At 74.4% G+C, this 14,429-nt stretch carries 16 protein-coding genes; 6 read left to right on the top strand and 10 right to left on the bottom strand.

Annotated elements, in window-relative coordinates; all coding sequences use genetic code 11:
• Positions 1-16: 16 nt before the first annotated feature.
• From DEU32_RS06275 to DEU32_RS06235, 8 genes are all read right to left on the bottom strand, one after another.
• A complete protein-coding gene (locus DEU32_RS06275; RefSeq protein ID WP_258554793.1) occupies positions 17-1,165 on the bottom strand; it encodes a low temperature requirement protein A in 1,149 nt (382 codons plus the stop codon).
• A 64-nt stretch (positions 1,166-1,229) separates the two neighbouring features.
• Positions 1,230-2,102 (bottom strand): phospholipase, encoded by an 873-nt coding sequence (locus tag DEU32_RS06270; RefSeq protein WP_114849780.1) that lies wholly within the window; start codon positions 2,100-2,102, stop codon positions 1,230-1,232.
• Positions 2,103-2,402: 300 nt separating this feature from the next.
• Positions 2,403-2,864, bottom strand: a complete 462-nt coding sequence (locus DEU32_RS06260) for a MarR family winged helix-turn-helix transcriptional regulator (protein WP_114849779.1) — start codon at positions 2,862-2,864, stop codon at positions 2,403-2,405.
• Between the two features lie 174 nt (positions 2,865-3,038).
• A complete protein-coding gene (locus tag DEU32_RS06255) occupies positions 3,039-3,689 on the bottom strand; it encodes a GntR family transcriptional regulator (protein WP_114849778.1) in 651 nt (216 codons plus the stop codon).
• Positions 3,690-3,797: 108 nt separating this feature from the next.
• Positions 3,798-4,229, bottom strand: coding sequence for a DUF1810 domain-containing protein (locus DEU32_RS06250; RefSeq protein ID WP_058741412.1), 432 nt, complete (start codon positions 4,227-4,229; stop codon positions 3,798-3,800).
• On the bottom strand, positions 4,226-5,026 hold the full coding sequence (locus tag DEU32_RS06245) for a YqjF family protein (protein ID WP_181819212.1): 801 nt from the start codon (positions 5,024-5,026) through the stop codon (positions 4,226-4,228). The genes DEU32_RS06250 and DEU32_RS06245 overlap by 4 nt, the downstream gene beginning before the upstream one ends.
• Positions 5,023-5,421 (bottom strand): hypothetical protein, encoded by a 399-nt coding sequence (locus DEU32_RS06240; RefSeq protein WP_114849776.1) that lies wholly within the window; start codon positions 5,419-5,421, stop codon positions 5,023-5,025. The genes DEU32_RS06245 and DEU32_RS06240 overlap by 4 nt, the downstream gene beginning before the upstream one ends.
• Positions 5,422-5,539: 118 nt before the next feature.
• Positions 5,540-6,913, bottom strand: coding sequence for a phosphopantothenate--cysteine ligase family flavoprotein (locus tag DEU32_RS06235; RefSeq protein WP_114849883.1), 1,374 nt, complete (start codon positions 6,911-6,913; stop codon positions 5,540-5,542).
• Positions 6,914-6,978: 65 nt separating this feature from the next.
• Between DEU32_RS06235 and DEU32_RS06230 the strand changes: the two genes are divergently transcribed.
• Together DEU32_RS06230 and DEU32_RS06225 are read left to right on the top strand one after the other, a co-directional pair.
• On the top strand, positions 6,979-7,767 hold the full coding sequence (locus DEU32_RS06230) for an NRDE family protein (RefSeq protein WP_058741409.1): 789 nt from the start codon (positions 6,979-6,981) through the stop codon (positions 7,765-7,767).
• Positions 7,768-7,992: 225 nt separating this feature from the next.
• Entirely contained in the window at positions 7,993-8,724 is a 732-nt protein-coding gene (locus tag DEU32_RS06225; protein WP_181819211.1) for an SGNH/GDSL hydrolase family protein, read from the top strand.
• Positions 8,725-8,828: 104 nt separating this feature from the next.
• Here the strand turns inward: DEU32_RS06225 and DEU32_RS06220 are convergent, their stop codons facing one another.
• Positions 8,829-9,791 carry an SDR family oxidoreductase gene (locus DEU32_RS06220; RefSeq protein ID WP_114849774.1) on the bottom strand — a complete coding sequence of 321 codons (963 nt, stop codon included), beginning with the start codon at positions 9,789-9,791 and terminating at the stop codon, positions 8,829-8,831.
• Positions 9,792-9,874: 83 nt separating this feature from the next.
• On the opposite strand from DEU32_RS06220, the gene DEU32_RS06215 reads away from it, so the two are divergent.
• The 3 genes from DEU32_RS06215 to DEU32_RS06205 all read left to right on the top strand — a co-directional run bounded on the left by DEU32_RS06215 (position 9,875) and on the right by DEU32_RS06205 (position 12,399).
• Positions 9,875-10,984 carry an LLM class flavin-dependent oxidoreductase gene (locus DEU32_RS06215; protein WP_114849773.1) on the top strand — a complete coding sequence of 370 codons (1,110 nt, stop codon included), beginning with the start codon at positions 9,875-9,877 and terminating at the stop codon, positions 10,982-10,984.
• Between the two features lie 107 nt (positions 10,985-11,091).
• Complete coding sequence (locus DEU32_RS06210) at positions 11,092-11,718, top strand: hypothetical protein (protein WP_114849772.1); 627 nt, start codon at positions 11,092-11,094, stop codon at positions 11,716-11,718.
• Positions 11,719-11,907: 189 nt separating this feature from the next.
• Positions 11,908-12,399: a pyridoxamine 5'-phosphate oxidase family protein gene (locus DEU32_RS06205; RefSeq protein WP_058741405.1), complete on the top strand. Its 492-nt coding sequence runs from the start codon at positions 11,908-11,910 to the stop codon at positions 12,397-12,399.
• A 134-nt stretch (positions 12,400-12,533) separates the two neighbouring features.
• Here the strand turns inward: DEU32_RS06205 and DEU32_RS06200 are convergent, their stop codons facing one another.
• Positions 12,534-13,787, bottom strand: a complete 1,254-nt coding sequence (locus DEU32_RS06200; RefSeq protein ID WP_114849771.1) for a hypothetical protein — start codon at positions 13,785-13,787, stop codon at positions 12,534-12,536.
• A gap of 232 nt (positions 13,788-14,019) precedes the next feature.
• Here DEU32_RS06200 and DEU32_RS06195 point away from each other — a divergent pair, with 232 nt between their 5' ends.
• Positions 14,020-14,409, top strand: coding sequence for a RidA family protein (locus DEU32_RS06195; protein WP_114849770.1), 390 nt, complete (start codon positions 14,020-14,022; stop codon positions 14,407-14,409).
• Positions 14,410-14,429 lie beyond the last annotated feature (20 nt).

The following is a 14,429-nucleotide window of genomic DNA, read 5'->3' as shown; positions in this document are numbered from 1 at the left end:
TCCCGTCCGACGGTCGTCACCGCCCGCGGTCCGCGACCTCCAGGACCACGACGGTCGCCGCGACGCACAGCGCCGTGAGCACGAGCGCGGCCGCCGGGACGGCGGTCGCGGCGAGGACGGCGAGCGCGAGCAGGACGACCGCGGCGTTGCCGGCGCGACCGAGGGACGGGCGGAGGGCGAGGGCCCAGATCGCCAGGACGAACAGCGCGACCGGGACCGTGACGGTCGCCGCGACCGAGGTGTGCGACAGGTCCGCGTCACCGGTGGCCGCTCCGACGGCGACCTCGATCCCGGCCGGCAGCGCGCCGGCGGCGGCGAAGACGAGGTAGTGGCCGTACCCGAACACGAGCGCGGCGCTGAGCGAGCGGATGTGGGCGTGCTGCTCGCGCGAGAAGTAGATCCACCAGAGCCCGGCGACGACGACGAGCCCGCAGCCGGCGAGCACGAGCAGGGACCCGACGTGCTCGGCGTCGCGGAGGGCGTCGATCACCGCGCTCGCCGAGGCGACGAGCCCCTCGCCGAGGACGATCAGCGTGAAGAGCGAGTACCGCTCCGCGATGTGCCGGGTGTGCCACGGCGTCGTGCGGGTGCCCGACTCGGCGAACGGCGGCACGAGCACCTCGAGGAGCACGAGCACCGGGGCGACGAACGGGACTGCGGCGTGCGGGAGCAGGAGCATGCCGACCCAGAGCGCCTGCACCACGACGATGCCACCGGCGTACCGGAGCGCGGTGCGCCGGTACGCCGGTGCCGAGCCGGCGGCGCGGAGCCACTGCGCGACGAGCGCGAGCCGCATCACGACGTAGCCGGCGACGGCGGTCGTCCAGACCCCGTCGACCATCGCGTCCCGGACGCCAGCGGCCAGGACGAGCACGCCCGCCATCTGCACGAACGTCGTGAGGCGGTACGCCCAGTCGTCGGTGTCGAAGGACGTCGCGAACCAGCTGAAGTTGATCCAGGCCCACCAGATGGCGAAGAACACGAGCGCGTAGGACAGCACCGCCGAGGTGACGTGCCCCTCGGCCTCGATCTCGTGCAGGTTCGACGCGGCGAACCCGACGGCGACGACGAAGACCAGGTCGAACAGCAGCTCGAGCGGGCTCGCGGCGCGGTGGTGCTGGTCGGGGTCGCGGGGCGTCATCCGCCGGAGTCCGAGGGTCGTCACCCGGCCAGCCTGCACGACGCTCGGCCCCGGGTGGGAGACCCGGGGCCGAGCGTCGTGGGGGCGATCAGTAGAAGTTGTTCGCCTGCGAGTGGGCCCACGCTGCGCAGGGCGTGCCGTACGCGGAGCTGATGTACTGCAGGCCCCACTTCACCTGGGTGGTGGCGTTGGTGCGCCAGTCGGCGGCGATCGTCGCCATCTTCGAGCCGGGGAGCGCCTGCGGGATGCCGGTCGCGCCGCCGTTCGCGTTGACGGCCTGGTAGTTCCAGCCCGACTCCTTGGTCCACAGGCTGTCGAGGCACTGGAACTGCGCGGAGCCCCAGCCGTACTGGGACGACGCGAGCTGCGCTGCCGTGGCCTTGGCGCCGGCTGGGGTGTTCGCGGCGGCCTGGGCGCGGGCGGCCTCGGCGGCAGCTGCGGCCTGCTCGGCGGCGGCCTTCGCGGCTGCCGCGGCACGGGCCTGCTCGTCGGCGTCGGCCTTGTCCTGCGCGGCGCTGGCGTCGGCGACCTCGGTCGTGGCGTCCACCGTCGAGGCGATGTGCGACGTGATCGCGCCGCTCGACATGGACCGGTAGTCGGAGAGGGCCTGCACCTGCTGCTCGAGGGCGGCGGTGTCGGTCTTGTCGTTCGCGTCGGCCAGGACCGTCTGCGCCGTGACGATGGTCGCGGCCGCCTGGGCCTTGTCGAGCGACGCGCCGCGGAGGGCCGGTGCGGCACTGGCGCTCGCGCTCGGGGTGGCGATGCCGAACGCGTCGCCGATCGCGGGCTGCGTGCCGACGGTCGCGACGCCGCCGACGAGCGCGAGGGCCGCTGCGCCGCCGACGACGAGCGCGGTGCGGCTGCGGAGTGCCCGGCGGACCCGGCGGCTGCGGGTGTCGAGTGCCTGGCGGCGGGTGGTAGCGGTGGTCGTGGGGAGGGAAGGGGTGGTGCGTCCTGTCATCGGTTCCGGTGGTCGGCCGGCTGCTGGTGCGGTCCGCGACGGGTGGGGGTGGACGCACGGGGTGTGGGGGAGTGCGCCCGCGACCATCGGGTGGTGGTCGGTGTCGGGAGCCGCGAGCCGGGGGAGGACCGGACGGTGGTGTGGGGCCCGTCCGTCCGCCGCTGGGCGACCGCGGCGGCCGCCTGCTCGGGCGAAGCCGTCACGATGACGTGTCTCCCTGGACACCCCGTCCAGGAAGACTGGCAGAACGGTCCGTCCACCGTTGTGTAACGGTTCGGTAACGGCCCGCTCGGAGCCGGCTCAGCGGCCGGAGGTGTGCACTTCCTGGGAGCGGTCGCCCTGGGCTACGCGCTCGAGGGCGTCGAGTGCGCCTGCGATGGCCTGGACGTCCGCGGTGGGCAGGTCGGCGATGAGCTCGGCGACGATCCCGGTGCGATCGGAGCGGGCGCGTTCGACGGCGTCGACGCCCGCCGGGGTGATGCTCACCATGAAGGCGCGACCGTCGCTCGGGTCGGCCTCGCGCTCGATCAGGCCGCGCTGTTCGAGCTCGGTCAGGATGCGGGTCATCGTCGGCTTCGTGACGACCTCGATCCGCGACAGGTCGCCGGGACGCAGGGGTCCCTCGCGTTGCACGGTGGCCAGGGCGGAGACGATCCCGTAGCCGAGCGAGGCGGCGTCCGAGCGGGCTCGGCGGTTGATCCGACCGACGGCGGCGGCCAGGCGCGCGGCGATCTCGGTGCGGTCCGGCGTGCGGTCGGTCATGCTGCGCTCTCGGTCGACGGGTCGGGCGGGGCTGCTCGGTCGGAGCGATGCTACCGGGGTCCGCAGGCGTGTGACCGCGAGCCACCCGTGCGCGTCCGTCGCGGCGCTCCGGACGCAGGACGCCCGCCCCGCGACGGCGGGACGGGCGTTTCCTGTGCGGACGTACAGGTGGACTCAGGACTTCTCGCCCGGCAGCAGGTGGATGGCCTCGGTCGCGAGCTCGGCGGCGATGTTGTCGCCGGACTCGGTGGCGGCCCGGAGGCGACGGAAGTCCTCGGTCATCCGGTCCCAGTCGATCAGCTCGTCGAGGTTCGGCAGGCGGAGCCGGAAGGCCAGGCCGTCCATCGTGTCGCGGCAGACCCGCTGCAGGTCGGGGTTGCCGCACGCGTCGACGTACAGGCCGAACACGTCGAGGGCGTCCCGGTTGACCGACGCGACGTCATGGGACTCGAGTTCGGCGATCGTGCGGTCGAGCTGCGCGACGATCCTGCGCCGGGCCGCCGCCGTGAGCCGCGGGACCGCGAGCCGGACGACACCGCCGAACAGCACGCCGAGGGTCTGCATCGCCTCGACCACCTCGTCCGGCTTCGGGGTCGTGACGCGGGTGTACCGGTTCGGGGCCATCTCGATCAGGCCGGCGCGGGTGAGCTGGCTCAGGGCTTCGCGGATGGGGGTGCGGGAGACGCCGAGCCACGCGATGAGTTCGTCGTCGTTGAGCCGCTCACCGGGCTCGAGCGTGCCGTCCATGATCGCGGCGTGGATCTTGAGGCGGACGGTGTCGCGGAGGAGCTGGTGCTCCGTGGGGGCGGTGCGGGGGACCGGCATGCGGTGTCCTCGGTTCTCGGGAAGGACGGATCGGGCTCGTGCCGCACGGGCACGTCGTCCACGGTACCTGATGTACCACCGGACGACGGCCGGACGCGGCGGCTCCGGTCAGTCGTCCTCGAGCAACCGCACCGTGAGCGGGTCCTCGGTCCCGTGGAACCAGCGGTCGAGGACGGCACGGAAGGGCGACGGGTCGTCGGCCGCGCGGGCGAACAGGGTCGCCGACGAACGGGCCTTCATCGCGTCGATCCCGCCGAACAGGGCGTCGGCGCTCCGAGCGGGTGCTGCTGCGGCCACCGCGGCGGCCTCGACGATCCGCGGGCCGAGCACCGGGTGCGCGAGGTACGCGCGGGCCTCGGCGAGTCCCGCGATCCCGTACCGCTGCGCGGTCGCACTCCGGCCGAGGCCGACGAGCTGCGGGAACACGAACCACATCCAGTGCGAGCGCTTCGCACCGGCCCGGAGCTCGGCGAGCGCCTGCTCGTGCACCCCCTCCTGCGCCCGCACGAAACGGTCGAGGTCGAACCGGTCGTCGCTCACCGGACCACGTCCCCCCACGCGTAGCGGACCGTCGTGCCGTCCACGACGAGGAGCGAGTCCGGCGCACGGTCGAACAGCCCGGGGAGGCCGACCGCGGCCGGCAGGTCCCCGTCGAGCCGCTCGAGCCGGGCGGACCGGATCGCCAACGGCGGGTGCTGCCGCTGCCAGAAGAGCGTCTGCGCGAGGTGCCGGGCGTGGATGCCGGCGCGGGTGGTGAGCTCGGCGGCCAGCGGGTCCTGCAGCGCCTCACCGGCCACGACGCGGACGGTGGCGTCGAGGCGGGGGCGGGGCGTGCCTCCCGGCCGTCCGCCACCCGCGGTCCGCAGCTGCCGAACCCACCGGACCGGGTGCCTTGCGCGCGAGGGGTGCCGGACCGAGTGGTACGCGATCGTGTCGCCCCGCCGTCGGGCCCTGGCGTGCGCGAACGTGTACGGCACGCCGAGCAGGGCGTGGGCGGCGACGATCGCCGGGACGTTCGCGGTGTCGACCGTGCGGTAGGCGACCCCGCGGCGGCCGTGGTCGTCGACGGTCAGGACCTCGATCGTGACCTCGGTCGTCGAGCCGAGCCGACCGGAGGGCGGGAACGGCGGCACGCTCGTCTCGCGGAAGACGTACGCGGTCAGCCCCACCCAGGCGCTGCCGTCGACGACGTCCGGGCGGGTGCCCCGCGGGACGAGCCCGGCGAGCTGGTCGGGGTCGCGGCGCCAGTGGGCGAAGACGATGTCCTCCCAGGCGTGCACCGTCACCGGCCGGTGCAGCAGGGGCACCGCCGCGCGAGCACGCGGGGTGTCCGTCACCGGCGCGTGGCGTGCCGACCGACGCGGGCCGCCCACGCGACGAGGGGTGCCTGCAGGGGGAGCCGCAGGACCGAGACGAGCCGCACGGCGCGGGACGCCCGCGGGCTGTCGAGCACGTCGCGTGCCATGGTGACGTTCGCGGGGAAGACCGCGAGGAACAGGGCTGCTGCTGCCCAGCCGGCCGAGCGGCGGGTGGCCGGGACGGCGAGTCCGACGGCCACGGCGAGTTCGGCGAGGCCGGAGCCCAGGGTCGTCAGGCGGGGCGGCAGGCCGTCCGGGACGATCCGGTCGTAGGTGCGCGGGCGGAGGAAGTGGGTCACGCCGGCGCCGGCCAGCAGGACTGCCAGGGCGCGGGCGGTCCGGTCGGCGCGCCGGGTGCGTTCACGTCGTCGCATGAGTCCATCGTGCTCGCCCGGGCCTGCGTGTGCACGGGACGTGCGGTCGGCCGCGGAGTGCGGCCGGCGTCGCTTGCGGAGTGCGGCCGGCGTCGCTTGGGAGTGGGGCCTGCGTCGGTCAGGTGAGGGCGGTCGCCACGAGGTCGAGCACCGCCGCGGCCACCTCGGCCTTCGTCCCCGAGGTCTCCCGCACCACGTGGCCGCCCGGCACGAGCACCTCGATGGCGTTCTCCTCGCGCTCGAAGCCCGACGACCACCCGACGTGGTTCACGACGAGCAGGTCCGCGGGCTTCCTGGCGATCTTCGCGCGGCCCAGGGCGAGCCGGGCCTCGCGGTCGGGCTCGGTCTCGGCCGCGAACCCGACGATGATCTGGCCGGTCCGCCGCGCGGCCACCAGATCGGCCAACACGTCCGGGTTCCGCACCAGCTCGAGCATCATCCGGTCGCCCTGGTCGTCCTTCTTGAGCTTCGCCTCGCGGACCTCGGCCGGCCGGTAGTCCGCCACCGCGGCCGTCATCACGACGACGTCCGCCTCGGCCGCCGCCGCGTGCACGGCGTCGGCGAGCTCCTGCGCGGAGCCGACCGGCACCACCGTCGCGTCCAGTCCAGCGGTGAGTCCGCCGTCCACGTTCGCGGCGACGAGGGTCACGACGGCGCCGCGGCGGGCCGCGTCCGCCGCGATCGCGACGCCCTGGCGGCCGCTCGACCGGTTCCCGACGAAGCGGACGGGGTCGAAGGGCTCGCGCGTGCCGCCGGCGCTCACGACCACGCGGACGCCGGCGAGGTCGCCCTGCTCGCCGCGGGCACCGGGACCGGGACCGGCCTGGAGGCTCGCCCCACGTCCGGCGGACCGGCCCGCGTCGGTCGTGTGGCCGGGCTCGGTGCTGGTTCCGGTCCTGCTCCCGGTCCCGGTTCCGGTTCCGGTTCCGGTTCCGGTGCTGGTTCCGGTCGTGCTCCCGATTCCGGGCTCGGCGACGACCGCGAGCGCCGCGCGGACGATCTCCTCGGGCTCCGCCATCCGGCCGATGCCGGCGTCGTCGCCCGTGAGGGCCCCGACGACCGGTCCGACCAGGTGCACGCCGCGACCCTCGAGGGTCCGGATGTTCGCCACGGTCGCCGGGTGATCCCACATCTGCGGGTGCATCGCGGGGGCGAGGACCACGGGGGCCTCGGTCGCGAGCAAGGTCGTGCCGAGCAGGTCCCCGGCGAGCCCGGCGGCCATCCGGGCGATCGAGTCCGCCGTGGCCGGTGCGACCACGACGAGGTCCGCGCGCCGGCCGAGGGCCACGTGGCGCACCTCGGACACGTCGTCCCACACGCTCGTGGTCACGGGGTTGCGGCTCAGGGCCTCGAGCGTGGGCAGGCCGACGAAACGGAGCGCGCCCTCGGTCGGGACGACGTGCACGTCGTGCCCGCGCTTGACGAGGTCCCGCACGACCCCAACGGCCTTGTAGGCGGCGATCCCGCCCGTGATCCCGACGACGACGGTCAGACGGCGAGCTGCTGCAGCATCCACGCCGGTCACGCTACCCGGACGGTCGTGCGAGGATCGACCCCATGTGCACCGTCGTCGTCCGCGTCGACCCCGCGGGCGAGTGGCCCGTCACCGTGCTCGCCCTGCGGGACGAGTCCCCCGACCGGCCGTGGGACCCGCCGGCCGCGTGGTGGCCGGAGCGCGACCCATCGGTGCGCGGCGTGCGCGACCGGTCGGCCGGAGGCGCGTGGCTCGCGGCGTCCGACACCGCCGGGCTCGCGGTCGTGCTCAACCGCGCGGAGCCCGTGCCGAGCACCGACGGCACGTGGACGACCCGGGGCGTCGTCCCGCTCGACGCCGTCGACGGGGTGCTGCCCGGCGCCGACGGGCAGCTGCCGACCACTCGGGCGTTCAACCTCGTCCGTGCCACGGCCGACGGGGTCACGGTGTCGACCTGGGACGGCGAGGCGGTCCGGACGACCGACCTCGGCCCCGGCGTGCACATGGTCACCCACGGGGCGCCCGACGACCCCGCCGCGCCCCGGATCGGCCGGTGGCTCGACGCCTTCCGCGCCGCACCCGCACCCACCGCGCCGCCGGTGCTCGGCCCGTTCGACGAACTCCGCACCGCCGACGCCGGGACGGACGCCGGCGACGGGTGGAGCGGGTGGTTCGGGCTCCTCGCCGAGTCGGCGGCGCTGCCGTCGGACGACCCGGACGCGATCCTCCGCGACGCCGTCGAGCCGGACGGGCACGTCGCGACGCTGTCCATCGTGGCCGCTGCCGTCGGGCGGGACCGGACCGTGCTGCAGCACGCGCGGCTCGAGCGGCCGGGGCGGCTCGACGGCTCGGTGGAGCTCCACCGCGCCTGACCCGGGGCGGCCTGCCCCGCGCGTTCCTGCCCATCGCGCGTGCCATGGGAAGCCGATCCGCGCGTGGCGTGGCGGAAGGGGCGGTCTCCCATGCGCGGAACGGCCTTCGACGCGCGGAACGGCATCCCACGCGCGGAACGGTCGCCTGGCGGGGCGCGGACCCTGTGGGGACCGGCAGCGACCGGGGCGGTCCCACTGTCCGGGGACGGCGTACGGTCACGGCTCGTGACCCGATCCGTACGCCCCGCTCCCGCACGACGCCGCACGGTGCTCGTCGCGCTGACCGCGGTGGTCGCCGCGGGCCTCCTCGCCGGGTGCACGGAGAGCACCTCGGCGGCAGCCCCGGCCACCCCGCACCCGAGTGCGACCACCCGGGCGTGGGACCACGCGCCGGGGGAGCGCATCGTCGTGATCGGCGACTCGATCACCGCCGGGCACGGCCTGACGCCGGAGCAGGCGTGGCCCTCGCTCCTCGCCCGGACCGAGCGGTGGCAGCTGACGAACTTCTCGTGCGACGGCGCCGGGGTCGTGGCCGAGGGCGACGCCGATGAGTGCGCGAGTGCCTACCCGACCCTCGTCCGACGTGCCGTGGACGAGCGGCCGCAGGTCGTGTTCATCCAGGCGAGCTCGAACGACCTCGGCGAGGACGACGCCGTCGTGAAGAGCCAGACCGACCAGCTCGTGGCCGAGGTGCACCGGCTGCTGCCCGAGGCCCGGGTCGTCGGGCTCAGCGCGATCTGGAACGAGCAGGCCCCGCCGGCGCAGCTCGCGAAGATCTCGCACGCGATGCACCGGGCCGCCCGGAAGGACGGCGGGACCTACGTCGACATCGGCGATCCCCTCCGCGGGCACGCCGACTGGATGCAGTCCGACGACGTGCACCCGACGGCGCGCGGGCAGCGGGCGATCGAGGCCTCGGTCATCGAGTCGTTCGCCCGCGACCGCCTGCGGTTCTGACGCCGGCGGGACGCCAGCGGCACCGCGCCTCCAGGCCGGCGAGCCGGCCACCCGCCGGACCGACGACCGGCCGCTCGACCAGCCGCCGGACCGGCGGCCCGGGGTCAGGCGGGCGCCTGCGTCCCGGTGAGGTCCTCTGCGACCGCCCACAGGGACCGCGCCAGATCCGCGCTCCGCGCGCTCCGCGGCACGGTGACCGTCGTGGTCGGACCGGTCAGGCCCGCCGGTCCGTTCGGCCCGTAGTAGGCCCCGCCCACCGCTGCCGGTCCGACCGCGGCGTACAGCAGCGGCTCGGCGCCCTGCTCGACGGCCTGCGTGAACGGCAGCGCACGGTCGCTCGACCGCACCGGCCGGGAGCGCCCGAGCGACCGTCCCGCGGACTGCAGGTTCGTGCGCGTGTAGCCCGGGTGGGCGGCGGTGCTCACGAGCGACCAGTCGCGCTCGACCGTCAGGCGGTGCAGGTGCAGCGCGAGGAGCAGGTCGGCGAGCTTCGACTGGGCGTAGGCGCGCCACGGGTTGTAGCCGCGGTGCCACTGCAGGTCGTCGAAGCGGATGCGTCCGGGGATCGCGGCGAGGCTCGACATCGTCGCGACGCGGGGGACACCGCCACCGGCGTCGCCCGCACCGCCTGCGCCTGCGCCTGCGCCTGCGCCGCCGCCCGCGCGCAGCAAGGTCGGCAGGAGCAGGTTCGTGAGCGCGAACGGGCCGAGGAAGTTCGTGCCGAACTGCAGCTCGAACCCGTCCGCCGTCTCGAAGCGCTCGGGCGGCGCCATCACCCCGGCGTTGTTGACGAGCACGTCGAGGGGCCGCTCGTCCGCGGCGATCCCGTCCGCGAAACGGCGGACGCTGGACAGGTCCGCCAGGTCGAGCTCGCGCACCTCGAGGTCGGCCGCGGGGTGCTCGCGGCGGATGTCGGCTGCTGCGTCCTCGCCCTTCGCGGGGGTCCGCACCGCCAGGACGACACTGGCGCCGGCGGCGGCCAGGCGCTTCGCGGTCTCCTTGCCGGTGCCGCTGTTCGCACCGGTCACGACGATGCGGCGGCCGGTCTGGTCGGGGATGTTCGGCATGCGCGGGACGGTACCCGCGGGGTCTGGCCGACGACCGAGCGCTGTGCTATATTCATGCAAACGCATCGATCAGGAGGCGCGCCATGAGCAACGCATTCGGAACCGACCGTCCCTCGGACGTCCCGCCGCCCGCACCCGAGCGCATCGGCCCGGTGCAGCTCGGCCTCGACACCTTCGGCGACGTCACCGAGCGGCTCGACGGGACCGTCCGGAGCCAGGCGCAGAGCCTCCGCGAGGTCGTGGACGAGGCCGTCCTCGCCGACCAGGTCGGCATCGACTTCATCGGCGTCGGGGAGCACCACCGCGAGGACTACGCGGTCAGCGCCCCCGAGGTCGTCCTCGCCGCGATCGCCGCGCGCACCGAGCGCATCCGCATGGGCAGCGCCGTCACCGTGCTGTCGAGCGACGACCCCGTGCGCGTCTACGAGCGCTTCGCCACCGTCGACGCGATCTCGGACGGTCGCGCCGAGGTCATCCTGGGCCGCGGCTCGTTCACCGAGTCGTTCCCGCTGTTCGGCTACGAGCTGAGCGACTACGAGGTCCTCTTCGAGGAGAAGCTCCAGCTCTGGAACGCCCTGCGCGGCGGCGACAAGGTCACCTGGAGCGGCACGAAGCGTGCGCCCCTGACCGACCAGGACGTCTTCCCGAAGCTCGAGCACGGTCCGATCCCGACGTGGATCGGCGTCGGTGGCTCCCCGCAGTCCGTCATCCGTGCGGCCTCGTACGGGCTGCCGCTGTTCCTCGCGATCATCGGCGGGCAGCCCGCGCAGTTCGCACCGTTCTCCCGCCTGTACCGCCAGGCGCTCACGCAGCTCGAGCTCCCGCAGCAGCCGATCGCGATGCACTCGCCCGGGTTCGTCGCCGCGACCGACGAGGAGGCCGCCGAGCGCTACTGGCCGTACCACAAGGCCGTCACCGACCGCCTCGGTCGGGAGCGCGGCTGGCCGCCCCTCGACCTCGCGCAGTACCAGGCAGGGCTGTCCGCCGGCGGGTCGCTGTACGTCGGGTCGCCCGAGACGGTCGCGCGCAAGATCGCGCGGAACATGCGGATCCTCGGCGTCTCGCGTTTCGACATGCGGTACGCGACGGGTCGCCTGCCGCACGAGGACATGATGCGGTCCATCGAGCTCTACGGCACGCGGGTCGCCCCGCGGGTGCGCGAGCTCCTGGCGGAGCCCGTCCCGGTCCCGTAGGCACGCGGTCGCCGGCTGCGGACCGCGGACCGCGGGCTGCGCCGGACTGGAGGCACGGGGCGCGTCCGTCACGTCGGCTCACGGTCAGCGCGGGTACGGTCGGCGCCATGCTGCGACCGAACGGGACCACCGAACGACGCTTCCGCGGCCGGATCCTCGGCGCCGGGACGACCTCCGGCGTGCGGATCGTGGTCGGCATGTGGGACCGCTCGCCGTTCGGGTCGTTCACGGACGTGTTCCTCGAGCTCGCCGACGGGTCGAGCGTGCTGCTCGCGCCGGACGAGATCGTCGCCGCGTACGTGTCCGGCACCTACCGGTTCGACACCGTCTCGGTCGTCGACGTCCGTGCCCGGCGGACGGCGCGCGGCCTCGAGCTCGACGCCGGACCGCTGCAGGCGACCATCGACGTCGGCGGGATCTCACCGCTCGGCCGGGTCCTGCGCATCGTCCCGAAGCCGATCGCCCGCGACCCCCGGTGGCTCGCCGCGATCGACCCCGTCGCACGGCTCGTCTCGCCGGGGTCCGGCACGGCCGGCTCGGCGGGCAACGGCCGCCGCGAGTACTACGGCGTGACCGGGGCCCACGACGTCACCGCGGTGTCGGGGACCTGGGCAGGGGAGCCGCTCGGGACGCTCGCCCCGCTCGACCCGCCCGTGGCGTTCGGCTTCGCGTCGATGCCGCGCGTGCCGCAGGTCGTCGACGTCGAGACCACGATCCGCGAACCCGCCGTCTGAGCGTCGGCGCTGCCGCCGGCCGCGGTGGTGCGCGCCCGGGGACGCGACCGTGCGGCGGGTGCTGCCACGTGCCTCCAGGCCGGGTCGGACGCGTCCAGCGTCGAGGGGCAGACTGGTCCGAACGGAACGCGCCCGGGACTGCCCGGCCGGACGTCGAGCACAACGGGGCGCACGACGAACAGGAGCATCATGACCGACACGCAGGCAGACCAGCGCGCCGCCATCTCGGACATCGTCCACGGAGCACGCACCGCCCTGCTCACGACCGTCAGCGACGACGGTCAGCTGCACGCACGGCCCCTCGCCGTGCAGGACAAGGCGTTCAACGGGACGCTGCGGTTCCTCGTGCAGGACGGCAGCGAGAAGGTGACCGACATCGCCCGCAACCCGCACGTGAACGTGGCGATCGAGTCGCAGGGCGGGTACCTCTCGATCGCCGGACGTGCCACGGTGACCCGCGACGAGAGCGTCATCGACGAGCTGTGGTCGCCCTTCGCCGAGGCCTGGTTCCCGGAGGGACGGCAGGACCCCACGATCCGGCTGCTCACGGTCGAGGGGGACTCGGTCGAGTACTGGACGCAGGACACCGGGCCGGTGGGGAGCCTCGTGCAGACGCTGAAGGCCGCGCTCGGCAAGCAGAGCCAGCCGGACACGGGCGACCACGGGACGGTCGAGCTCTAGGCCGCTGGCGGGCCGGCTGGCTCTGGCTCGCTGGCTCGCAAAACGCAAACGGGGCGGTTCCTCGCAGCGGTATGTCGCTGCGAGAAACCGCCCACGTTGCGTTCTGCGGCCTGGGCGGGTCAGGCTGGGCTGGGTCAGGGCGGGCCGAGCAGCCACAGCACGGCGACGAGCACCGGCTGCCCGAGGAGCGCGCAGCTCACGAACGTCCACCGCATCCAGGGCCGCGCGACGAGCTCCGGCGAGCCGAACAACGGCGCGAGCGGCATGAGCAACCGGGGCGTCGAGGCCATCGGCAACGACACCGCGAAGATGTACAGCGCGTACGCCGCCGAGTACAGCACCGTCGTCTGCCCGAGCTTCCGGGTCGAGCGACGCAGGAGCCACACGGGGTACGCCACGAGCAGGAACACGACGATGAACACCCCGCCGACGCCGATCCAGCGCAGGGCGATGAGGAACCACGGCGTCATCGGCACGAAGTCGACCCGACCGATGAAGTTCACCCACCAGGACATCTCGGTCTCGAGGTACGCGTCCGGCCGACCGGTCACGTGCGACGCGATCACGGGCCACGCGACCCCGGCTGCGGCCATCACGGCCCCTGCAGCGACGACCCGGACCCGCTCCGCGACGGGGAACGCGTCGAGCGACCGCAACCCGGTGCCGGCTGCGGCCCGACGTGCGCGGATCCACCGGACCAGGGCGACGACCCCGAGCACGAGCGGGATCGCCAACGCCCCCGGCCGGGTGAACGCCGCGACGACGCCGAGCAGCGCGAGCAGCCCGTACCGCCGACGCTCGAGCGCGAGCAGCGCCCCGAAGGTCAGTGCGAGGAACGTGCTCTCGGCGTAGCCGACCTGCAGCAGGAACGACAGCGGCCCGCACGTGAAGAAGAAGACGGCCCACATCCCGGCGGCGTGCCCGGCGTGGTCGGCGACGAGCCGGTGCAGCAGGAACGCGGCGACGAGCCCGGCGAGCAGGGCGACGAGCGGCGCCCCGACCTCGAACGGCAGCCCCGTCGAGGCGGTCAGCGCCCGGATCGCGAACGGGAACGCGGGCAGGAACGCCCACGAGTTCTGCGCCACGTGCCCACCGGCGTCGAGCGGCAGCGTCGTCGGGTACCCGTGCACCGAGATCTGCTCGTAGTACTGCCCGTCCCACGCGGTCAGGAACGCCAGGAACCCGTGCCCGTTGCCCCACACCGCGTTGTCCGGCATCGCCCGCCCCATCAACGGGTAGGCGAGCGCGAGCCAGAACGTGGAGACGACCCGGCCACCGGTCCACACGAGCAGGACCGCGGCCCAGGCGGGCATCGCGGTGGCGAGGTCGACGAGACGACGTCGACCGTTCGCGAGGGTGCCGGCGACGACGCCGTCGTACCGGCTCACCGGCCCGCTCCGCGATGTCCGGGCATCAGGGTGGGCACGTCCCGAGAGTAGCCGTCCGTTCCTGGACCCCCGCGTGCCACGCGCACGTCACGCGGGTGGTCGGTCGCCGGGCACGGCCGGGAGGCACGCCCCGCGTTGTGCGCACCGGAACGGCTCCGCCCCGTGGCCGGTCCCGGCGACGTCGGCACCCCTACCCTGGTGGCGACCCGCTGGACCGAACCGAGGAGGCCCCGTGCCGAAGACCGCCATCGTGACCGACAACGCCCCGAAGCCCGCCGGCCCGTACAGCCAGGGCATCGTCGCGAACGGCTTCCTGTACAGCGCGGGCTTCGGCCCGCAGGACCCCGCCACCGGGGCGATGGCCGACGACGTCGCCGGGCAGACCGCGCAGGTGCTGGCGAACGTGGCCGCGGTCCTCGCCGAGCACGGCGCGACCCTGGACGACGTCGTGAAGTCCACCGTGCACCTCGAGCACTCGGACCGGGACTTCCCGGCCTTCAACGAGGAGTACGCGAAGCACTTCTCCGAGCCGTACCCGGTGCGGACCACCGTGCAGTCGCACCTCGCCGGGATCCTCGTCGAGATCGACGTCGTCGCCGTGCTGCCCGACCGCCAGGACTGAGCAGGTCCTCACCCACCACC

Origin of the sequence: Curtobacterium sp. AG1037 (genome assembly GCF_003349855.1) — a bacterium.
Taxonomy (GTDB): Bacteria; Actinomycetota; Actinomycetes; order Actinomycetales; family Microbacteriaceae; genus Curtobacterium; species Curtobacterium citreum.
This window is presented reverse-complemented; position numbering and strand designations above follow the sequence as displayed.